Source organism: Atribacter laminatus, from assembly GCF_015775515.1.
GTDB lineage: Bacteria > Atribacterota > Atribacteria > Atribacterales > Atribacteraceae > Atribacter > Atribacter laminatus.
In genome coordinates this window covers 2,452,706-2,474,056 of the sequence record NZ_CP065383.1, presented here as the reverse complement: position 1 = coordinate 2,474,056, position 21,351 = coordinate 2,452,706, and the positions used below count along the sequence as shown (strand labels likewise).

The window sequence follows — 21,351 nt, the reverse complement described above, 5'->3', positions numbered from 1 at the left end:
AGAGAACACATTCATAAAATTTTTATTCAAAATTAAAATGAGTTTTTAATGAAATCGTCATAGCAAGCTTTAAATATTTATTTATCAACAGTTATCCAGCATCTTTCCTGCACTGACTTCTTTATAGCATCAAGAACTTGATGAGTTCTTAAACCATCTAGAAAGTTTGGTTCTGGATTTGTATTCTTATCAATTGAAATTAAGAAATCATTTATATTGTGCACAAATGGTTCTTCGTACCCTATAACTAACCCTGCGTGCCACCAATTTTTCATATAAGGATGATGCTTTTCAGTAACCAGGATATTTTTAAATCCTTGTATATGTGAAGGATCTTCTTTTGAAAAAAACTGCAATTCATTCATTCTTTCAAAATTAAACACTATACTCCCATTGCTCCCGTTTATTTCAAGAAATTCATAATTTTTTCTTCCATTTGCCATACGACTCACTTCAAAAGTACCTAAAGCACCATTTTCAAACCGAGAAAGGAATAACGTAGCTTCTTCAACATCAACTTTGCCCATAGATCCAGTTCTACTTCCCTGATCATCAATTAATTCTCTCTCATTAATAAAAATTTCTTCAGCACCAACAACTTCTTTAATTTCCCCAACCAGGAAACGAGCTAAGTCAATAATATGAGATCCTAAGTCGCCGGAAACACCAGAACCGGCTTGGTTTTGTTTTAAACGCCAGTATATGGGAAAGCTTGGATCTATTAACCAATCCTGTAAATAATGAGCACGAAAATGATATATTTTTCCAATTCTTCCTTCTTGAATTAATTGATATGCTAAACTTATTGCTGGTACTTTCCGATAGTTAAACATTACCATATGTTTAACTTTATTCTTTTCGGCAACTTTGAGCATCTGGATTGCTTCAATAGAATTCATTGCCATGGGTTTTTCGCATATTATGTGTTTGCCAAGCTCAGCCGCTTTTAAGGCAATATCTTTATGAAGATATACCGGTGTACAAATATCAACAATATCAATATCCTCCCTTTTAATAGCATCTTCCCAATTTGTTTCAAAGTTTTGCCATTCTAATTTTTCTTGAGCATCTTGAACCAGTTGTTTTGATCGCCCACAAATTACTTTTCTTACAGGTAAAATAGGAGGAGAAAATAACATTTTTACATCTTGATAGGCACGGGAATGAACTCTTCCCATTAGGTTATATCCTATTAAAGCTATTCCAATTTTTTTCATGATAATCCCCTTATAGATATATGCTTCTTTCTAATACTTGAAAGCACCACTAAGTATTCCCCTAACAAAATGTTTTTGAAGAATCATAAGAATAATAAATAATATTATATTAACAATACCAAGTGCTGCAAAAACCAAATTGAATTCATAAGAATAAGATCCCGCAAAAGACTTTATTGACAAAGGTATTGTAAAAATAGAAGGATCAGTAACCAGAACTAATGCTAATGTAAATTCATTCCAAATAAAAGTAAAAGCTAATGCCATAACAGAAAATACTGCTGGTTTTGAAATTGGTAGAATAATATGGATTAATGTTTTTATTCTTGATGCGCCGTCGAGAAAAGCAGCTTCTTCAAGAGAATTAGGGAGGGAAACAAAAAAATTAGATAAAATGAATATTCCAAGAGGGATATAAAGCGCTGCATAAGGGAATATTAACCCTTGATAACTATCAAGAATATTTAATCTTTTTCCTAAAAAAGTTAAAGGAATCATGAGCACTGTTGTTGGTATTGTCATACTCATAAGAATTGGATAATAAAGAAATTTCCCTTTAAACTTAACTTTTGTAAAGAAATATGCAGCTGGGCAAGCGGCAATAAGTATTATTCCAACTGATAGGCAGGTTATAAAAAGACTATTAAAAATTCCTCTCCCCAAGTTTCCTTGTTGCCAAGCTTGTGAATAATTATTAAATATTAATTTTGTTGGCAATCCCCAAGGATTAGCTAAAATGCTCCCTTTATCCTTTAATGAGGAAATAAAAACCCATATAAAAGGATACAAAAAAATTGATGCTATAAAAATCAATACAATATATTGAATAATTTTTGGATAATTCTTTTTTATTTTTCGCATTAAAGATTTTTTATACATTTTTACTTATCCCTTAAAAGATTTGTAAAGCCAGTCGTGGTTAGAATAACAAATAACATTAGTATTACCGACATAGCGGCAGCTGAACCCATGTTAAAAAATCTGAATCCATATTTATAAATTGTTAGGCCTAATATCTCTGTGGAATTACCAGGCCCACCCATTGTCATTATATAAACCAATGGGAAAAGGTTTGCAGTAAAAACCACACATAGCATAAAACAAATAAAAAGTTGTTTTTTAATGGAAGGTATAGTTATATGTACTAATTTTCTTAGCCAATTGGCACCTTCTAAATCAGCCATCTCAAAAAGATCTGGATCAACTCCCTGAAGAGCAGCAAATATTATTACTACGTATAAACCTGTATATTGCCAACTATATGTTAATAACAAACTAAAAAGAGCCGTTTTTGGATCACCTAACCAAATTACTTTATCTAATCCGAAAATTGATAAAAACGGGATTTCCCTAAAAAGGAGATTTAACAACCCTACCCCTGGACTGTATATCATATTCCAAACTATACCAGCACAAACAGTAGGCATAGCTAATGGCAAAAGAAAAATAACCCTAAATATTGCTTGTCCTTTTACTCCTCGAATTAAATGAGCAAGGAACATTCCTAAAGAAACCTGGATTAAAATTGCACCAGCAATAAGAACAATTGTATTTAAGAAAGAAATTTTAAATAATTTGTCTTTTATAAATAAATCAATAAAATGCTTTATACCAACAAATTTAGTGATTGGACCAATTCCATCCCAATTATGAAAACTGGTAAAAAAAACGAACACTACTGGAAAAAGAAGAAATAAGGCAAACATTAAAACAGTTGGGCTAATGCCTACATAAGGATTACTAAAAAATTTATTAAAAAATTCAGAGAAAATTCTATTTTTACTTTCTTTCTGGATCACCAACGGGTCATTTGCTTTCATTAAAAATCTCCCTAAAAAAATTCAATACTTAAAAGTGAAATTAGAAAGAATACCTCATTGTTATTATGATTAATCATAATAACAATGAGGTAAAAACAATTAATAACTATAATTCTTGCCTAGAATCGCTCCAAAATCCTTTCCTTCTTCTATTAATGTATCTTGAACATCTTGTATATAATTAGCTACATCTATAGGAGTTGTATCACCAAGTAATAGTCTTTGAAGCTGAGACTTAAAAGCTTCAGTAATTTCTGGTTCCCACAAATGATCAACTAAATGTGCAATAGGTATACCATCATACATTTTTACGATTTCAGCCAAAACTGGATCTGAAGGCAATACACCTTCGATAGCACTGAAAAAGTATTTTGAAGCTAACTCAGCTGATTCTTTACTCACAGCGAAATCGATAAAATCTAAAGCCTCATCTAGATTTTCAGTTTTCGAATAAACAGAAATGTTAACATCAGCACATCCACACGGTTGCCCAATACCAGGAGAAAGAGATGGAATAGGAGCGACACCAAGATGGAAATCTTCAGTTAATGACGGCCTTAATTGTTCTGAATAGAACCAAGAACCCTGGTATATAGTTGCCACCTTACCTTGTAAGAAAAGCGTTGTTAAAGTATTGTAATCCAACCCAAGAGACTCTTTGGTAAATATTCCTTTATCCATTTCCCACTTCATTATCTCCAGTCCTCTTACGTAAAAAGGAGATGTCCATTTAATATCTCCACGAATAGTGGCTTCAGCAAATTCTGTTGAATTTCCAGCAGTTAACATTGGAAGTAGTCGGTAATACTGCATTGGATTCCACCAAATTTCTTTACCTGCATAAGCCATTGGAATAATATCTGTACCAGCAAGTTTTGTTGCGATTTGTTCTTCGTCTTCAATTGTCTTAGGGACCTCAATTCCATATTTTTCGTATATATCTTTATTGTAATAATAAACAGTCATCATCAAGTTAATTGGAATGTAATAGATTTTACCTGCCATCCGCTTAAAATCGAGTGCACCTTGTTTGAATCTATCTTCACGAATGTTTGGGTATTTAGAATCAGAAAAAGCATTAGTTATATCAGCGGGAATGTCTCTTTTATAATAATCGAGATGGAACTGTGGGTCGTACATAATTAAATCAATTTGTGATTCCGCGGCAATTCGAGATTTAAGAAAAGCATCAAATTCTTCACGAGGGACATTAATAAATTCAATTTTGTTTCCTGTTTTTTCTTCCCACTGGGGTATCAATTGCTCCCATAAAACATTTCCTTGTGGCCCCGCAATAAATACTAATGTTTTACCAGCTGCTAAACTAATACTACAAAAACTAATACTTATTAATAGAACTAAACAAAAGATTAATAAGCTTTTTTTCGATGTTGTATTCATATCTTCCATTCCTCCTCATAATTTGAGTATAATCAATTTACTTATAATGCCCGCTTGATCTTTTTATCACCTCCCTTGAATAAAGTTTTATTCTAAATATTTTTGACACGATTACATTCCTATAAGGCAGATAATATTAATATTTAGTATATAAATACTTATTCGATACATTAGTAACTATTCGGTAATTTATAATTTTCATTAGCTAATCTGACTTTCGAAAAATCATTGTTGTATTAAGAACAATGTTTTGTTTCTCTTTTGGACCTTCATCCATTAATCTCTGTAAAAGAAGTTGTGCAGCGGTTGCTCCAATTTGATAAATTGGTTGAGACACTGCAGTAAGAGGTGGATTTAGTGCTTCAACCCAAGTAAGGTCATCGAAACCAATTACTGCGACATCTTTTGGAATGATTTTTTGTAGTTTATTGATTGCAATATAGGTGCCGACTGTAGCTAAATTACCGGCAGAAAAAATTGCCGTTGGTGGTTTGGGAAGAGAAAATAATTTAATCGTTGAATTGACAAAATCCTCAATAGTAAATCCACCCATCGCTTGAAATGAAGAATCCAAAATTATCTCATGTCTTTCCAAGGCTCTTAAATATCCTTTGAGCCTCTCTGAAATAGTATATATTTCTTGGTCGCCACCAATAATTGCTATTCGTTCATGTCCATTTTCGATAAGATATTGAGTTGCACTATAAGCTCCTCGTAAATTATCAACTACTACTGAATCGGTTTGAATATTTTCGACAACACGATCAACACAAACAATTGGAATTCTTCTTGCTTCATAAGTTTCGAGAAAAGGAACATCCGTTTTAGTAGGAACAATAATCAATCCATCGATACATTTTTCTAAAAGAATTCTTAGAAATTTTTCCTCTTTAATGGGGTCTTCGTCAGTATTACAAAGAATTAAACTAAAGTTGGATTTATTAATAGTATTTTCTATTCCTCGAAGTAAGGGCGGGTAGAATGGATTGGAAATATCAGTAAAAACTAAACCAATGACATTGGTCCTTTTTTTAACTATTGCTCGAGCGTTTCCGTTGGGAACATAGTTAAGTTTTTTAATAATTTTCAATACCTTTTCTCTAACTTCAGAACTCACCTTTGGATTCCCACGGATTACTCGTGAAACGGTTGTTGCTGAAACATTGGCTTTTTTAGCCACATCCTTAATTGTGATATTCATTATATTATCACCATTTATTTAAGGTTTAACGTTTTCACTTTAACAAATATAAAAAGTTTTGTCAATTAATTTTTTTTCTCATTTATGGGAGATTAACTAAGTTATTGGTGGCATATAATTAAGATTTTTTAACATTCTAAAACTTCTCGATTTCATTGAGAAAGGAATTATGATTAAATTGCGCATTCAATAAGGCATTGATTTAGATTAAGATTTAATATTAATTAAAAAAATGATTACCTTACTAAAGAAATTTAAATATACGAATATTCCTATAAATTAATAGAGAATCTAATTTACAAGCCACTAACAAATATCGAATGAAAGTTAGTGGCTTGTAATGGTTTATTGAATCGGATAATTCCCATATTCCAAGGCGGCTTCGAACATAGCAACAATATTTTCAACTGGCGTATCGGGCTCAATATTGTGTGAGGTAGCAAAAATATACCCTCCCCCTGGTGCATAGGTTTTTATGAGATCTTTAACCCCACGACGAATTTCTTCAATTGAACCACGAGGTAACAATTCCTGGATATCAAGTCCACCCATGAAAGTCAGATCTTTGCCAAATTCTTTTTTTAAACGCCAAGGTTCCATTTTTTTGGCCAAAGGCTGAACTGGGTTAAGGATATCAACACCTAATTCGATAAAATCAGGAATAAAATCGTAAACCGATCCACAACTATGCCGATAAATTTTTGCATTAGTTTTTTTCCGGATAGCTTCAATCATTCTTTTTTCATAAGGTTTTAAAAATTTTTCATAATCAGCATGGGATAAAATTGCCCCTTCCTGAGTACCGAGGTCATCATAGGTTCCAATAATGTCGATTAAATCACCGATTTCTCCGATAAAGTATTCGATGACCTTAAGTCCAATTTCAAATAGTCGATCAGAAAGAGCAAAATAAAACTGAGGATCCAACTTCATATCAAGCAGCCATTTATCGTAACCAGATAACATAGCATATAATAATGCAGGATAGGCTAAATAGGCATCCTCAATAATTACACAATCAGTTTGAGCTCGAATTTGCTTGATCTCTTCTCTCTTCCCCACTGCTAAGGATTTTATTTCATCGTCGCTGGGCCAAAAGGGATAATTTCTAATATCTTCCAGGGTGGTGCATTTTTGCAAAGGAAATTCAAATACGTCGTCATAATAACCCATCTTCTTTATTCTCAATCCGCAGGATATTCCTAAAATTGTTTTACTTCCATCGGGATGATCAAGAATCTCTGAACCATTCGGTAGAATAAGGCGGAAATCGGAACCAAAGCGTTTCATTACTCTTTCGTCTAAGTTGTAAACTTGATTTGCCAGTGCTCCTGTTATTGGTTTTTCATAGTTGGTTATTCCTAAATATTGATATAGTTTTGTACAATTCATTCCATCGGGCGGACATTCTAAAATCGTAGTTTGAGCACACCCACCAAAATTGATCGGTATTCGATCTGGTTCTTGATGATTTAATGCTGCGAATACTCGTTTTCTTGATGTCCACTGATTTTTTTCAGCCATAAACTGTACCTCCTCAGTTGAATCCAGTTATTTAATTCCACCAAAAGTTAAACCGCGAATTAAATTCTTTTGGATAAACAAACTGGCAATTAAAATTGGGGCTATTATGAATACTCCTCCAGCAGCCAGCAGACCCCACTTAATTCCTTCGAAAGTTACAAATCCAGTTACTCCGACTGGAAGAGTTTTAGCTCCTTCGCCACTTAAAATGAGTGCGAATAAAAATTCGTTCCAGGTAAATATAAGGGAAAAAACTGCTGTTGCTGCCAAACCAGGTCGTACCAAAGGGAGAATAATTCGTAAAAAGGCTTGGAAACGAGTGCATCCATCAACCATAGCTGCTTCTTCGTATTCAATTGGAACCTCTTCAAAAAATCCCTTCATCATCCATACTGAAAAAGGCAAAGTAATGGTGATGTCGACCAAAACCAAAGCAATCCGAGAATCCAATAAACCAAGGTTTCTGAATAACAAATAGTAAGGTAGAATAACAGCAATGGGAGGAAGCATTCGAAGAGAGAGAAACCAAAAAGCAATATTTTCCTTTTTTTTAATTCGATATCGGGAAAGAACATAGGAAACTAAGGCACCTAAAAAAACACAGATGAAAGTGGCAAAAAAGGAAACAACAATGCTATTGTTGAGGTAATGGAGAAAATTTCTTTCTACAAAAAGAGTGACATAATTTTCTACCGTTGGGTTAAAGACGATTTTGGGTGGCATTGCATAAACATCAACTGGTTTCTTAAAAGAAGTCATGAGCAGCCATACCACCGGTAATAATGCAACAATAATGACAATTGCTACTCCGATATGGGTGAGTATATCTGCCAATCTGTTTTTGGATTTCTTCATTATATTTGCTCCCGGTTTTGTCCTCTGATAAAACGAATATAGAGGTTACTAATTATGATGAGAATTATTAACAAGATATAAGAGCCAGCGGCAGCTTTTCCAGTATAAAACAACTTAAACCCAATAACATAAAGATAATAACTGATGGTCTCAGTTGATATCCCTGGTCCACCTTCAGTGAGAACATAAATTAAATCATAAAGCTTTAAGGCATCCATAGTTCGAATTAAAAAGACCATTAATATTGCTGGGCTAAGTAAGGGTAGAGTTATATAGCGAAAATTTTGCCAGGTTGAGCAACCATCTACTTGCGCTGCTTCATATGGTTCAACAGGAAGAGATTGTAAACCAGCAAGAAGGATTAAAGCAACCAGAGGTGTCCACTGCCATACATCAACAATAATAACTGACTTCAACGCAATTGACTGATCAGAAAGCCACAAAATAGGAGAGAGATGAAGAATCTTTAAAAAGTAGTTAATAATACCAAGGTCATAATTGTAAAGAAACCTCCAAATTAGACCAACTACAACCGGTGTGGTCATAAATGGAACCAAAATTAAGGTTCGGGTGACCCGATTTCCGGCAATTTCTCGATTTAAAAGCAAAGCCACTCCTAAACCAAGGAAAAATTCAATAGCAATAGTAGAAAATGTTAGATAAAGAGTATTAAAAACCGAATTCCAGAAACGAGCGTCTTGCAGAAGTGCAAAATAATTACCAAGACCGATGAAAGTCGGAGGAAGATAAGGCTTGAGCAAATTTACATCGACCAAGCTGTTATAAAAAGAATAGACCATGGGAAAAATAGTTAAAAGAAGAATAAAAACTATTGTGGGAACTAAGATGTAATATGGGGTGTAGTCATGCTTAATTGATCGCAATGAATGGCCTCCTTTTTTAAAATTGGATCTGATAACCAGGTTTAAAAAATTCTGATTATCAGATCCAATGGAGTTTAGTCTATTAAATGGTTGCTAATTGTAATAGCCAGCCTTTTTCATGACTTTATCAACTTCAGCCGCAGCAATGTCTAAAGCTTCTTGTGGCGATTTTTCTCCGATAAGAGCTGTCGATACTGCGATGCTCACAAAATCAGCAACTTCACGCCATTCGGGGAGAATTGGTGTATAGGTGATTTTTGCATCAGCCAAGGATTCAACTATCAGACCAGCAAACAGTGGCCATCTTTCCTTGAATTCAGGAGCATTGAGCACTGAAGCTCGGGTCATAAAAGCTCCTTCATTAACGAAGGACATTTGAACGGCTTCACTAGTGGCCCATTCAATGAATTTGAAAGCTGCATCAGGATTTTTTGAAAATACTGGTATTCCTAGCCCCATACCGAAGAAACTGCTTCCTCTTTGCACAGAGCCTTTTGGAGCCATGGCATAACCGTTTTTTCCAACCACTTGTGACATTTCTGGATCTTCCAACCAAGTTCCAAGCATAGTAGCATCAATAACTTGAGCGGTTTTATTTTGCATCATTTCTTGCATAACTTCTTCATAACCAAAGGTTGCAACTGCTGGTGGCCCACAATCTTTTAAAATCGTAACATAGGTTTCTAATGCTTTGACACCAGCTTCGCTATTGAAGGTTGGTTTCCACTGAGCATTGAAATACTCACCACCGAACGATTTAAGGAATCCATTAAAAATGTAATCATTATAACCAATTGCACGTAAACCGCGTAAAGTACATCCATAAAAATCAACAGTTCCATCGCCATCGGTATCAAGATTAAGTTGCTTCCCATTGGCATAGAGATCATCCCAGGTTTCTGGAACAGTCAGTCCTTTTTCATCATAGAGATCTTTACGATACATCAACATAGTGCTTTCGATATAAAATGGGAGTCCATATAGTTTTTCTCTCCATGAGAGAGATTGAACACCAGTGGGGAGAAAATCCTCAAGGTTCATATTCGGGTCGGCCAAAGGTCCACCTAAGTATTGGCCTAAATCGATCATCCAACGGGCTTCACCATAACCTGCAACATCTCGGTAATCCAACATGATGACATCGTAGGTTGCATTTCGAGAAGCCAATTCGATGAGTTGCTTTTCTTTCATTGCAGAAAATGGGAGAATTACCAGGTTAACTTTAGCACCAGTCATTTTTTCGAAGTCGGGAAGAAGCTTTTGAATTGCCCGTGTAGCCGAGTGGTCCTGCATTTGCACGGTAAGTTCAACACCCTCAAAATTCACATCGGAAGCGAAAACAAAAACTGAACAAACCAAAATGAATAACATTCCTAAAATGAATGATTGACGAATTGTTTTTTTCATGTAAATATCCTCCTTTTAATCAATAACTATTTTCTAACCCAACATTCCTTATAACAAATACTCGTTTTCACCCCTTTCTTTGTATGAAATAAAATATTTACAAAAATGATTGATTCCTTTAAAATATATCTACATATCTTTACCAGTTCATATATGCTATACATAGTAAGTTATCAATAAGCTTTTTGTCAATAATTATCGGAGTGAGTATTGATTAGAAAAAATTCAATTTTTATAATAAATTATTCCTATTGATTTTGTTGATATGAAAATTTAGAGTTAAACTCAAGCTATTAAGTTTGTTAAATTGATCGTTCTTTTTAAACATAAAAAATAGGAGAGAACAAGCTTGGAAGGAGTAAATGAGCAGAATAAATCTAAAAATAATGTTACAAACAAATTTGTTTCAAAATCAAGCCCTATTCCTTGTTATCTCCAGTTGAAAGAAATTCTAAAACAACAGATTGAGGAACATTTATTTGATGTTTCTTTTCCTTCGGAAAGAGAATTGGCAGAAAAATATCATTTGAGTCGACCAACTGTGAGACAAGCTTTGCAAGAGTTGGTAAGTGAGGGCTTAATCATTAAGCGACGTGGTCAGATAAGTACTGTAGTACCAGCGATTCATATTGTTCGAGATTATGCTCAAGAGTTAATCAGTTTTAGCGAAGAAATGAAGAGAAAAGGATATGTACCATCTTCAAAAGTTCTCAGATTTGAAACTATCTCTGCTCCAGTTGAAATTGCAGAAAAATTAAAAATCAAGGAAGAAGAAGACACGATTGTTTTGGAGAGAGTTCGTTACGGGGATGGAGAACCTTTTAATTTGGGAATATCCTATCTTCCTCTGAAGCTTTGTCCCGATATTTTAGAGATTGACTTCAATCAGCAGCCCTCCCTGCATTCAATATTAAAGAGGCGTTATGGGCTTGATTTGGTCATGAGTCAGGAAAGCTTTGAACCAATGATGCCCTCTAAAAAGGAAGCTCAATTGCTCAATATCACTACCAGAATGCCGCTTTTATTAATGGAAGGAATTACCTATACAGCTGATGGAATACCGGTGGAGTATTTTCTCCTCAAGTTCCGAGGGGATAAGGCTCGCTTCTCGGTGAGAGTTTTCAGACGTTCTTAATATAACAAACTGAATAAATAGCTTCAATGAAAAACTTGGGTTAGATGAAGGAGTAAATTTAATTTTTTCATTCAGGCCTAATTTTAAAACACCAAGCCAGGTTTTCAATCAGTGGTTTCACCTTCATCCTCACCTTCTCCCATCAAGGAAGAAGGAACTCTGAATTCTTTTGTTCTTTTTTCCCTCGCCCCTTCGTACAAGAGGGTCAGGGTGAGGGAGCAACTCATTTTCATCCTTATCTGGTGCCACGAAAGTAGCATGAAGGTCTATCATGCAAACCCATTGACGAGCTTGATGAATCAGGCTCGTACAAAAAAGATTTAAAAAACTGTAGAACGCAATTTTTTACGCCCTATTTTTTGATTTTCATATTTATTTGTTGCCGACAGGTAGCATTAGGATTTATTCATGGGTACATGATGATATCATCAAGTGAACTCCTCGGTCACTTCCCGAGCCATCTTGGCCCATTCCCATAAACGTTGTGGCTGGTTGCGGCAAGTACTAATATCTTTCATAATAACTTCTACAGAACATCCTTTGGTTTTTTTCAAAATAGAAATCAGCTGCCTTCGACCTTCATCGAGATCCCATGCTTCCACGGCGAAGATGGCTGGACTTGGTTTAAGGGATAGGACATATTGATTCCCAACCTTTTGAACAGCTTCGTTAAGATCAGCCCAGGGACTCATGGAAATTTTACGAAGATTCGGTATTTGCTTTAGGATTGAAATTTTTTTGTGTAATGGTTCGCAGCAACCATAATAAGTCAGACCAAATCTTTCTAGCCAACGTTTCTCATGTTGGAGGGCAAATTCCTCATGCATTTGTGGTGAAACCGCAGCAAAGATTTGAGCGGCACAACTTCCCCACAAATCAATGGTACGTATATGGTTCTGGTTAAAATCAGCTTGTGGGAGTTGGTTACTAAAACCGTACCCTCCTGAACCTATCCGATTCGGGCCATTATTTAAGGCGAGAAGGTTAAGCTTTTCATACTGGTCTAATCGATGCAGCCACGCGTCAACCAAGCGTCCCATAACCTTATGAATGAAATCAGGTCGGGTTGTCAAACCAAACAGGGTTTGTTCCACCCCTAACCACTGAACCAAGTCATCCCAAGGAGCAAACCAAAATCCAAACCAACTACTATAGGTTTTCCATCCATTGGCTCCTTTTTTCTCCAAGGGTAAAAGCTCAAAATCATAGATACCTCTTTTTTCAACTGGGAGGATGCCTGAAAAAACATCCTGGAGAAGTTGATAATTCTGTTCGGTTTCTTCCCAATTGACTTCAACCATTGGCATCTTAATTTTTTCTATATCTTCTTCATTTTCAATAACCGGATCGAAATGCGATGCACCATCAACCATGATGGTATCAGCCATACCAGTATATCCTTCAGCGTTTTTTAATTGAGGGAGAACATCAAATCCAGTATCATGAATGACCAGCGGGCAAACAATTTTCGGCTCCAAAACCATGTCGCCAGGCATATATTTCCATTGATAAATTAGCTGGCGGATTCGCTTCTCTTGTCTTCGACACAATTCGCTAGTGGTTTCAATAGAATTGACTTCAGGTCCTAATTCATGCCAGGGAATCTCATTCATCCATATCATTGGTTTTACTTTTTCGAGGTCATTAAGATGTTTCCACATATCAGCTTTTTGCTGATGAATTGGCAATGAGGCATATTCAGCTAATTCGGTCGCCAGCTTACGAAGGACCTCTTTGTCTTTTTTTGATATCGTCGTCATACCAATTCCTCCCTGAAGTTAATTAATACATAAAAAAATTTAGTGGTTTTGTGATTATTGTTTATTTTAACATTATTTAGGAAAGATAATTTTGGTCCTTTGAAATAATGGTAAAATAAATATAAACACTGAGTTATAGAAATGTTATCACATAAATACAATGATGCCTGAAGAGTAGTGAATATAAATTTCTCCTTCGTTCTTGACTTCTACCCTATCGAGGAAGAAGGAATATTTCAGTTATTACCAATTCCTTTTTATTTCACCTCAATTTGACAGAACATCAAGGTGAAAAATTATTAGCAAAAATTACATCCATAAAGATGTAATTTTACTAATGAGCCTATGCGTAAATTTTTAAAAATTTCATGAAAATCCTATAATATGAACTTTTTATAAGATTTTCATTTGGCACCCTAGACCAATGTTGTAAAAATGAAAAAGGTTAAAACTTGATTCTAGCCCGCTTTTTTTCTAAATTATAGATTTTTCTGAGAGAGTAAGAACTAAACACAAAAAAATGGAATTGTATAAAAAAATAAAAAGGAGGTGTTAGTAATGAAATTATTAGTTAGGCAGAAATTACTTTTTCCGATTGTTATTCTGTTGATTTGTTTTACAGGATTAACCATGGCTATTGGGAAAGAAAAGCTTGAGGTTGCTGTTTTTGAAGGAGGATACGGAATTGACTTTAACCAAAAAGTCGGCGAAGAATTTGCCGCTTTACACCCCGATGTTGAGGTTGAAGTATGGGGCAATCCTCGAGTGGGGGAACAGTTAAGGCCTCGATTTATCTCTGGTAACCCACCTGATGTTGTGTATCCAATAGGACCAGCACCAATTGATGTGTGGCAATTAATTCAACTTGGTAAAGCATATCCATTGAATGATATTTTAGATAGCCCTGCTATTGGAGCTGAAGGGACTTTCGGTGAGACATTTATACCTAGTTTACTAGAAAGCGGGAAAGTCGGAGATAACTACTATCTCATTGCCGGGAATAATGACGTTTACAGCTGGTGGTATAACGAAGGTTTGTTTGAAGATTTGGGAATTTCTGTTCCTACAACATATGAAGAACTTCTGGAAATTTGTGAAGTTATTAAGGCGAATGGAATAGCACCCTTTACCTTCCAAGGGAGATACCCTCTTTACATGACTGCGGGTTTCTTGCTTCCCTTTGCTATAAGAGTTGGGGGCATACAAGCATTAGTTGATGCAGAAAACTTAGTTCCTGGTGCATGGAATAATGAGTTCTTCCTCAAGGCAGCTGAAATGACTTATGAATTACTTGAAAAGGGGTATTTTCAAGATGGAGCTTTAGGAATGACTCATACCGAGTCCCAGGTGGAATTTCTTCAAGGTCGTGCAGCGATGATTCCATGTGGTACTTGGTTGGAAGCTGAAATGATCGAACAAATTCCAGAAGGATTCCGAATGCGAATGATGCAAATTCCAGCTGTTAATCCTGATGTAGATCCAGCAATAGTAGGAACGGTTGTAAATTACTGGATGGTTCCTGCCGATGCCAAAAATCCAGAATTAGGCGCAGAATATCTTAAGCTGCTCTTTTCTGTCCCCAATTGTGAAAAATGGGTAATAGAAAAAATGAGCTTAACACCTATTTTGGGTACCGGATCTGTTGCAGAATCAGAAGCTCTCCTCAGTGCTGTTGAAGTGATGGAAAATTCTTCAGTTGTTTTTATTGAACCTTTTGTAGGCTGGACTCCCTGGTATCCATCTTTGGGAAAAGTTATTGATGATGGGATGGCAGCTCTTTTAAACCGAGATATTAGCCCCAAGGAATACGTTGATAGCATTGAAGCAGAAGCTGAAAGAATTCGTAACGACGAAAGAATTCCTAAATATACACGCCAATACTAACTATTTTGGGAAGTTGCTTTAAAAGCAACTTCCCAGCCAATTTCTAGGGAGCAGGTTAACAGTGAAAAGAAAAGACCGTACGTTTTTGATTATAGTATTTTTGCTTCCTTCGGTTTTTTTATATTGTCTCTTTGTTATATACCCTTATATAAAGGCATTCTATATCAGCCTATTTAATTGGAGCGGCTTATCGCTTTATAAAGATTTTGTTGGTTTGGAAAATTTCTCCCGCCTTTTTAGAGATCCGGTTTTCTGGACTGCTTTAAAAAACAACTTATTCATTTGGATTATTGGGGGTAGCTGTATTATTGGTCTCGCTCTGTTTTTTTCATTGGTTATTTCAAATAGACCATCAAGTGCCTCAATATACCGAACCGCTTTCTTTTTTCCCTATTTGATTTCATTAGCCGCAGTAGCAGTTTTGTGGTCGTTTATTTATAATCCAACTTTTGGTTTACTAAATAGTGTACTCAGAGGAGTTGGATTTGAATCTTTAACTCATGCTTGGTTGGGAGAAACTCGAACAGCGCTTCCAGCTGTTACAACAACCATTATTTGGTATTCAAATGGGTTTTATCTCATACTTTTTTTATCGGCCATTTCTAACATTCCTCCTTCTCTCATTGAAGCAGCCAAGGTGGATGGAGCGAGTTTATTTCAAAGAGCAGTTTTTATAACCATTCCTCTTATACGGGAAATATTTAAGATTGCAATTGTCTATATTACCATTAACACTTTAAATATTTTTGATGTTATTTATGTCATGACGGTTGGAGGACCAAATCGCCGCACTGAAGTTTTAGCTACTTATATGTATGAGCAAGCTTTTCGAAATAGTGATTTTGGTTATGGAACAGCTATCTCGGTAATGTTATTTCTTTTTACCATTGTTATATCAATTTTTCTATTTCGTCTTTTAACCAAAGAAACATTAGAATACTGAGATTTTTGAGAGGAAATTATGAAAAAAAATAAAATTAAATATGTACTAGCCAATCTTCCTGCTTCTCTTTTGCTTTGGTTTTATATGCTAGTTGTGATATTACCCATGGTCTGGCTATTTATTGGATCGATTAAGACCAGTTCCGAGCTGTATGGTAGTCCATGGTCTTTACCCTCTTCTTCTCAATGGAATAATTATGCTGTGGCATGGACAGAAGCAGAGCTTGGGAGAGCCTTTTTAAATAGTATATATGTTACTCTTTTATCCCTCATAGCTACCATTCTTTTAGCGGCGATGGCTTCTTATGTGCTTGCTCGATTTAGTTTCCTTGGGAATCGTTTTTTCTATTACCTTTTTACAGCTGGAATGATTTTCCCATTGTTTTTAGGTTTGGTACCCCTATTTTTTCTTTTAAATGATTTAAATTTGTTAAATAGTTTAAATGGTCTCGTGCTTACTTATACTGCTTTTTCTCTGCCATTTACGGTGTTTGTGCTCACTGGATATTTTAAAACCCTTCCCAGGGAGTTGGAAGAAGCAGCTGAATTAGATGGTTGTTCGGTATTCAGAACTTTTTGGAGCATCATGTTTCCTATGGCGAAGCCTGGTTTAGTTGCTGTTGCAATATTCAATGTGATTGGCATGTGGAATCAGTACCTTTTAGCCTTAATCAGTATAACTGATCCGCAAAAAAGAACACTTCCCTTGGGAATAGCCAACCTTCTCATGATCCAGCAATATCGTACAAATTGGGGAGCCCTACTGGCAGGTCTTATGATTACTATTCTTCCATTACTTATTTTGTATATTTTATTTCATTCTCACATAACACGTGGCATGACCGCTGGAGCATTGAAGGGATAAGAGAGAAATATAAAGAAAATTAACATGAATAGGAGTAAATATTATGCCTGAGAAAAATTTTCTATCTTATAAAAGAAATCTCAATGACACATTATGTCGTTTAAAAGATTTTTATGAGGGTAAGGGAGAAGCAAAAATATATGCCCAGATGAATGTCATCAGTTCTTTTCAAAATGAATACCTACGTAACAATCCGCCTGGAGAACGCTCATATCCTGATCCTTCCGAAAGAATTAAAACATGGGATACTTACCTCAAAGAAAGACGAGATATAGAAGATGATTCTATGCCGGTTTGTTATCTATCGGAATTTGACCAAGGTTTATACGCGGGTTTAGTTGGTGGAGAGATACGTTTTCTTCAAAATGAAGATACCATCTGGATTTCTTCGATGGTGAAACCCTTTCTTGAAGATTTGACATCTTTTCAAAGCATGAAATTAAATTCTGAACATCCTTGGTATAAGAAATATCGTCAGCAACTTCGTATTTTTTATGAATATGCAAAGGGGAAATTTGGCGTTGGTCATTTTATTTTAATTGATTCCTTTAACTTTCTCTATGAATTAAGAGGAGCGACAAAAGCATATTTAGATGCTGAAGAGAGCCCTCAAATGGTTAAAGATATTATTGACTTTGCTTATAAGCTGAATGTCCGGGTTATGGATACATTTTTTGAAGAAATACCGCTTTTTGAGGGCGGTACCTTTAGTAATTTTGGCCAATGGATTCCAGGACGAGTGGTATCAGAAAGTGTCGATCCCTTTCATATGACTTCAGTTGACTATTTTTTAAAATGGGGGAAGGAACCGGTTGAAAGAATCTTTTCACATTTTAGCGGAGGATTAATACACCTTCATAGCAATGGTCGACACTTGTTAGAATCAATAGCGCAATTGAATGGTATAAGAGCTGTTTTAATGGCTAATGATGTTTGGAATCCTCCATCAATCACTCTTTTGAAAAAATTTGATTCCCTAAGGGGTTCTGTACCCTTAATAATTCCGACCTCTTATCAAGATTTTAAGAATTCCTTAGATGACCATTCATTGATAGGAAATGCCTTCTACATTGTAGATAATGTACCAAATAATTTAGTGGCAAATCAATTAATGGAAAAAGTTCGTAGTTATAGTGTTTAAAAACGCAACTAATCCATTTGTTAAATATTTCATTATATTTTAGAATTGCTTTATAACTCAGATGAAAAGAGTTCAGTTTCAAGTTTTTTAAGGAGGAATGGATGTGAAGAAAGTTAATGTTGAAGTGAATAAGGTTGGTTATCCTATGCCGGTGGTAATTATTGGAACTGAAGCCAAGGGAAAAGCGAATTTTATGACGGCGGCTTGGGTTACAAATGTCAATCTGGAACCTCCTATGTTGGCAATTTGTTTAAGCAAGGATCACCTTACTTCAAAAGCTATTCAAGAGAATAAAGTATTTAGTGTCAATTTTCCCGATCGAGCCTTAGCGGTTAAAGCTGATTACTGCGGCTTAAAATCAGGAAAAGAAGTTGATAAATCAAATATTTTTAATATTTTCTATGGAAAAGAACACAAATCCCCTCTTATCGAAGAATGTCCCCTTTCGCTTTCCTGCAAACTCTCTGAAGTAATCCAAGTAGCAGGCGACCTTCTGGTCATTGGTGAAGTTGTAGAAGCTTTTTCTGAAGAAGGTTATCTTAACCGGGGTGAACCAGATGTAAAGAAAATGGATTTATTAATATTCACCATGCCGGATAATGCATATTGGAGCTTGGGGGACTTAATAGGTCAGGCTTTTGAAATAGGAAAAACCATGAATGATGATAAAGAATAAAGAGTAACAAGAGAAACACAAAATAACAATAATGAAGGAATAATCTCTTAAGGAAAAATGGTATTCATTTAATATCCAGCGGGAAAGCCCGCTGGATATTTTTCTTGTTTAAAACGTTGTATTAAAATTTAAAAAGTTTGTTGTCTCCTGATTGAATTTTAGTAATAAATACAATTAAAGGTAAAAGTTTTCAGCTTCTTCCCTGACAATTTCACTCCAACGAATGACATTTTGAGGATTGTTACCAATGGTATTATTATCCTTCATGATAATTTCCACAATACACCCTTTGATGATTTCTAAATCTCGGCGTATTTCTTGCCGGATAAATTTCTCATCCAAATTTGGAACAGCAAGATAAGCAGGATTAAATTTCAATGAATAAATATATCGGTTCTCTAATTTCTGTGACATATCCTCTCGATCTGCCCAAGGAGAAACCGAAACTCTCCTGAGATTAGGAAATTTTTTCACTGCTTCCCATCTTTGATTTATAAGTTCGCAACAACCATAACAATTAAGCCCAAAACGTTCTAAAATCGACTTTTCATATGGGAAAATGAATTCCTCATAAAGAGCCGGCGATACTCCTACCGTAGGTTGGCTTTCTGCAAAACCCCATAAATCTATCGGTCTTACGTGGAAACCATCAAAATCTTTTTGGGGTAACTGTTTGGAATAGCCCATTCCTCCGGAACCAACATAGTTTCCAGTATTGTTTAAACAAAGTAAGTTATTTTTCTCAAGATAATCTAATTTAGCCATAATACCGTCATGCAAAAAACTCATTAAATGATGCAGTTCTTCGGGGTGATCATACATATCATACATCATTTGTTCTAGGCCGCGTAAATATACCGCTATCTCGGAAATACCTAAACTCCACCACCACATTCCTTTGAGGCGGACCTTCAGTGCCTTTCCAATGACATCTTCGGCAAGAGAAAGAATGCGGTTAGTCATCTCATAATCAACTTGGATTTGAGGAAAATGAAGATCTTTGATTAAAGAATAATCATTCATTGGAGCAATCCAACAGTATGATCCCCCATCTTCTCCGCCAATCTTTTTTTCCTGCATACCCCAATCGCTTTCAGTAAAAACATAGGGAATATCAAAGTAAGGTTCTATTACCCGGTCATCATTCATTGATTCGCCCCAGAATATTAATTGCCTCAACCAAAATTCCCAATGTCTTGCCAGTTTGTTCTGACAAAGCATTTGGTCTTCAGTAATAATTTCATTCCAACCATTTTCTGGGTCACAAAGAATTAATGGCCGAACCGAATCGAGAGCATTGTGTCGATACCAGAGCTCTTTTTTTTCATTTTCAATAGGGCGGTTGGAAAGTTCTGCCACGAGTTCTGCCAGAGTATGTAAGACCTCTCGCTCTTTATTTGAGAAATGAGTATTAATCTCTTTTTCTGGATTTTCTTTTTCAGAAAATTTAGTACTGGTATAAAGTCGAGCTGCCCATAAAGGTTTTTCATCTATCATAATTGAATAAAACCCCCTTAAATAAATTAACCCATTGACAGCCATCAAAACTTCGAAGACTATCAATGGGTTAATTATTTACCATTCAGGTTCAAATTGATCTACATTTTCCATGGTTACTTTTGGAATTGGTATATAATAAAAGAAGTCTTCAATTTCTTCCCCGTTCGCTATTGCAACGGCTTTTTCCATTGCGAGTTTTGCATCCTCAACCGGAGATTGAAGGTTAGTACCATAGAGGTCACCTGATTTAACGGCAGCTAAACCTTCTCCGCTTCCACCAATACCGATAATAACAATATCAGTGATTCCAGCTGCTTTTGCAGCATCAGCGGCACCTACAGCAAGCGTATCATCATGACCAAATACGCCATCGATATTGGGGTATTTCAAGACCCAGTTCTCCATAATAGAGGTTGCCATAGCTTTCTGCCAGTTAGCTGGTTGAGAAGCAAGTACTTTAATCTCTGGTGCTATCTTCTCAATAGTTTCTACGAAACCTTTCTGGCGATATACAGCGGGGTGAGTTCCTGGAGCACCTTCGAGAATAACCACATCACCCTTCCCTTCAAGAGCAGCTGCCATCATTTCTGCGGCAATAACTCCTTCTTGATAGTCATCGGGTCCGGCGTAGCAGGCAAGGAATTTATAGGCTGATTCATCTGGTGCGGCATTGCTGGCAACGATAGGAATACCGGCATTAAAGGCTTTTTCGAGCGAAGGGATTATCGCTTGGGTATCAGTCGCTACAACCACGATGACATCTACATTACTAGCGATCAAGTCTTCCATCTGACTGGCTTGCTTAGCTGGATCCCATTGAGCGTCAAGTACAATCGTTTCTACTCCATACTCTTTTGCCGCTGCGTCCCATGCTCCTATATAAGAAGCGAAATAAGGAACATTAAGTCCAGGCATGGTGAGTCCAATCACCGGTGCTGCTGATGCCGAAAAAGTAAATAACATAAATGACAAAGCAATAATACAAATACTTAATAAATTTTTTTTCATAGAGCGGAAAACCTCCTTCGAATTTTGGAAAATTGAAAATAAACAATAAGTAACAATTTCCTGGTTTTAAGTTTCTATTCTAGGGACATGTCATTAAAAAACGCAAGCCAACCTGACCAAAGCTTAATCTT

18 protein-coding genes are annotated in these 21,351 nt (G+C 35.7%); 6 read left to right on the top strand and 12 right to left on the bottom strand.

Annotated features, from left to right (window positions below; all coding sequences use genetic code 11):
• Window positions 1-77: 77 nt before the first annotated feature.
• The 9 genes from RT761_RS11130 to RT761_RS11090 form a co-directional block, all read right to left on the bottom strand.
• Window positions 78-1,217: a Gfo/Idh/MocA family protein gene (locus RT761_RS11130; RefSeq protein WP_218111497.1), complete on the bottom strand. Its 1,140-nt coding sequence runs from the start codon at window positions 1,215-1,217 to the stop codon at window positions 78-80.
• 30 nt (window positions 1,218-1,247) lie between these two features.
• Window positions 1,248-2,096 carry a carbohydrate ABC transporter permease gene (locus RT761_RS11125; protein ID WP_218111496.1) on the bottom strand — a complete coding sequence of 283 codons (849 nt, stop codon included), beginning with the start codon at window positions 2,094-2,096 and terminating at the stop codon, window positions 1,248-1,250.
• Window positions 2,097-2,098: 2 nt separating this feature from the next.
• The gene (locus RT761_RS11120; RefSeq protein WP_218111495.1) at window positions 2,099-3,037 is read right to left on the bottom strand and encodes a carbohydrate ABC transporter permease; all 939 of its coding nucleotides are present in this window, start codon (window positions 3,035-3,037) and stop codon (window positions 2,099-2,101) included.
• A 99-nt stretch (window positions 3,038-3,136) separates the two neighbouring features.
• The gene (locus RT761_RS11115) at window positions 3,137-4,438 is read right to left on the bottom strand and encodes an ABC transporter substrate-binding protein (protein WP_218111494.1); all 1,302 of its coding nucleotides are present in this window, start codon (window positions 4,436-4,438) and stop codon (window positions 3,137-3,139) included.
• Window positions 4,439-4,643: 205 nt separating this feature from the next.
• Window positions 4,644-5,639 carry a LacI family DNA-binding transcriptional regulator gene (locus RT761_RS11110; protein WP_218111493.1) on the bottom strand — a complete coding sequence of 332 codons (996 nt, stop codon included), beginning with the start codon at window positions 5,637-5,639 and terminating at the stop codon, window positions 4,644-4,646.
• 345 nt (window positions 5,640-5,984) lie between these two features.
• Window positions 5,985-7,163, bottom strand: coding sequence for a uroporphyrinogen decarboxylase family protein (locus RT761_RS11105; protein ID WP_218111492.1), 1,179 nt, complete (start codon window positions 7,161-7,163; stop codon window positions 5,985-5,987).
• A gap of 27 nt (window positions 7,164-7,190) precedes the next feature.
• Entirely contained in the window at window positions 7,191-8,018 is an 828-nt protein-coding gene (locus RT761_RS11100; RefSeq protein WP_218111491.1) for a carbohydrate ABC transporter permease, read from the bottom strand.
• Entirely contained in the window at window positions 8,018-8,902 is an 885-nt protein-coding gene (locus RT761_RS11095; protein WP_218111490.1) for a carbohydrate ABC transporter permease, read from the bottom strand. Before RT761_RS11095 ends, RT761_RS11100 begins: the two co-directional genes overlap by 1 nt.
• A 93-nt stretch (window positions 8,903-8,995) precedes the next feature.
• Complete coding sequence (locus tag RT761_RS11090) at window positions 8,996-10,309, bottom strand: ABC transporter substrate-binding protein (RefSeq protein WP_218111489.1); 1,314 nt, start codon at window positions 10,307-10,309, stop codon at window positions 8,996-8,998.
• Between the two features lie 349 nt (window positions 10,310-10,658).
• Here RT761_RS11090 and RT761_RS11085 point away from each other — a divergent pair, with 349 nt between their 5' ends.
• Complete coding sequence (locus RT761_RS11085) at window positions 10,659-11,444, top strand: GntR family transcriptional regulator (protein WP_218111488.1); 786 nt, start codon at window positions 10,659-10,661, stop codon at window positions 11,442-11,444.
• A 428-nt stretch (window positions 11,445-11,872) separates the two neighbouring features.
• On the opposite strand, the gene RT761_RS11080 is transcribed toward RT761_RS11085, so the two are convergent.
• Window positions 11,873-13,204: a hypothetical protein gene (locus RT761_RS11080; RefSeq protein WP_218111487.1), complete on the bottom strand. Its 1,332-nt coding sequence runs from the start codon at window positions 13,202-13,204 to the stop codon at window positions 11,873-11,875.
• 558 nt (window positions 13,205-13,762) lie between these two features.
• On the opposite strand from RT761_RS11080, the gene RT761_RS11075 reads away from it, so the two are divergent.
• The 5 genes from RT761_RS11075 (at window position 13,763) to RT761_RS11055 (ending at window position 18,712) form a co-directional block, all read left to right on the top strand.
• Window positions 13,763-15,088: an extracellular solute-binding protein gene (locus RT761_RS11075; RefSeq protein ID WP_218111486.1), complete on the top strand. Its 1,326-nt coding sequence runs from the start codon at window positions 13,763-13,765 to the stop codon at window positions 15,086-15,088.
• 61 nt (window positions 15,089-15,149) lie between these two features.
• Complete coding sequence (locus RT761_RS11070; protein WP_218111485.1) at window positions 15,150-16,031, top strand: carbohydrate ABC transporter permease; 882 nt, start codon at window positions 15,150-15,152, stop codon at window positions 16,029-16,031.
• A gap of 18 nt (window positions 16,032-16,049) precedes the next feature.
• Complete coding sequence (locus RT761_RS11065) at window positions 16,050-16,895, top strand: carbohydrate ABC transporter permease (protein WP_218111484.1); 846 nt, start codon at window positions 16,050-16,052, stop codon at window positions 16,893-16,895.
• 43 nt (window positions 16,896-16,938) lie between these two features.
• Window positions 16,939-18,036, top strand: a complete 1,098-nt coding sequence (locus tag RT761_RS11060) for a hypothetical protein (protein ID WP_218111483.1) — start codon at window positions 16,939-16,941, stop codon at window positions 18,034-18,036.
• A gap of 103 nt (window positions 18,037-18,139) precedes the next feature.
• Complete coding sequence (locus RT761_RS11055; protein WP_218111482.1) at window positions 18,140-18,712, top strand: flavin reductase family protein; 573 nt, start codon at window positions 18,140-18,142, stop codon at window positions 18,710-18,712.
• A gap of 174 nt (window positions 18,713-18,886) precedes the next feature.
• Here RT761_RS11055 and RT761_RS11050 read toward each other — a convergent pair whose 3' ends face one another.
• Both RT761_RS11050 and RT761_RS11045 read right to left on the bottom strand, forming a co-directional pair.
• Window positions 18,887-20,209: a hypothetical protein gene (locus RT761_RS11050; protein ID WP_218111481.1), complete on the bottom strand. Its 1,323-nt coding sequence runs from the start codon at window positions 20,207-20,209 to the stop codon at window positions 18,887-18,889.
• Window positions 20,210-20,287: 78 nt separating this feature from the next.
• On the bottom strand, window positions 20,288-21,220 hold the full coding sequence (locus RT761_RS11045; protein ID WP_218111480.1) for a sugar ABC transporter substrate-binding protein: 933 nt from the start codon (window positions 21,218-21,220) through the stop codon (window positions 20,288-20,290).
• Between the last annotated feature and the right edge of the window lie 131 nt (window positions 21,221-21,351).

Coding starts and splice junctions, on each gene's coding strand:
- RT761_RS11080 (WP_218111487.1), bottom strand. CDS start 13,204: ATGACGACGATATCAAAAAAAGACAAAGAGGTCCTTCGTAAGCTGGCG.
- RT761_RS11050 (WP_218111481.1), bottom strand. CDS start 20,209: ATGATAGATGAAAAACCTTTATGGGCAGCTCGACTTTATACCAGTACT.
- RT761_RS11045 (WP_218111480.1), bottom strand. CDS start 21,220: ATGAAAAAAAATTTATTAAGTATTTGTATTATTGCTTTGTCATTTATG.
- RT761_RS11100 (WP_218111491.1), bottom strand. CDS start 8,018: ATGAAGAAATCCAAAAACAGATTGGCAGATATACTCACCCATATCGGA.
- RT761_RS11125 (WP_218111496.1), bottom strand. CDS start 2,096: ATGTATAAAAAATCTTTAATGCGAAAAATAAAAAAGAATTATCCAAAA.
- RT761_RS11115 (WP_218111494.1), bottom strand. CDS start 4,438: ATGAATACAACATCGAAAAAAAGCTTATTAATCTTTTGTTTAGTTCTA.
- RT761_RS11060 (WP_218111483.1), top strand. CDS start 16,939: ATGCCTGAGAAAAATTTTCTATCTTATAAAAGAAATCTCAATGACACA.
- RT761_RS11075 (WP_218111486.1), top strand. CDS start 13,763: ATGAAATTATTAGTTAGGCAGAAATTACTTTTTCCGATTGTTATTCTG.
- RT761_RS11090 (WP_218111489.1), bottom strand. CDS start 10,309: ATGAAAAAAACAATTCGTCAATCATTCATTTTAGGAATGTTATTCATT.
- RT761_RS11120 (WP_218111495.1), bottom strand. CDS start 3,037: ATGAAAGCAAATGACCCGTTGGTGATCCAGAAAGAAAGTAAAAATAGA.
- RT761_RS11130 (WP_218111497.1), bottom strand. CDS start 1,217: ATGAAAAAAATTGGAATAGCTTTAATAGGATATAACCTAATGGGAAGA.
- RT761_RS11105 (WP_218111492.1), bottom strand. CDS start 7,163: ATGGCTGAAAAAAATCAGTGGACATCAAGAAAACGAGTATTCGCAGCA.
- RT761_RS11110 (WP_218111493.1), bottom strand. CDS start 5,639: ATGAATATCACAATTAAGGATGTGGCTAAAAAAGCCAATGTTTCAGCA.
- RT761_RS11065 (WP_218111484.1), top strand. CDS start 16,050: ATGAAAAAAAATAAAATTAAATATGTACTAGCCAATCTTCCTGCTTCT.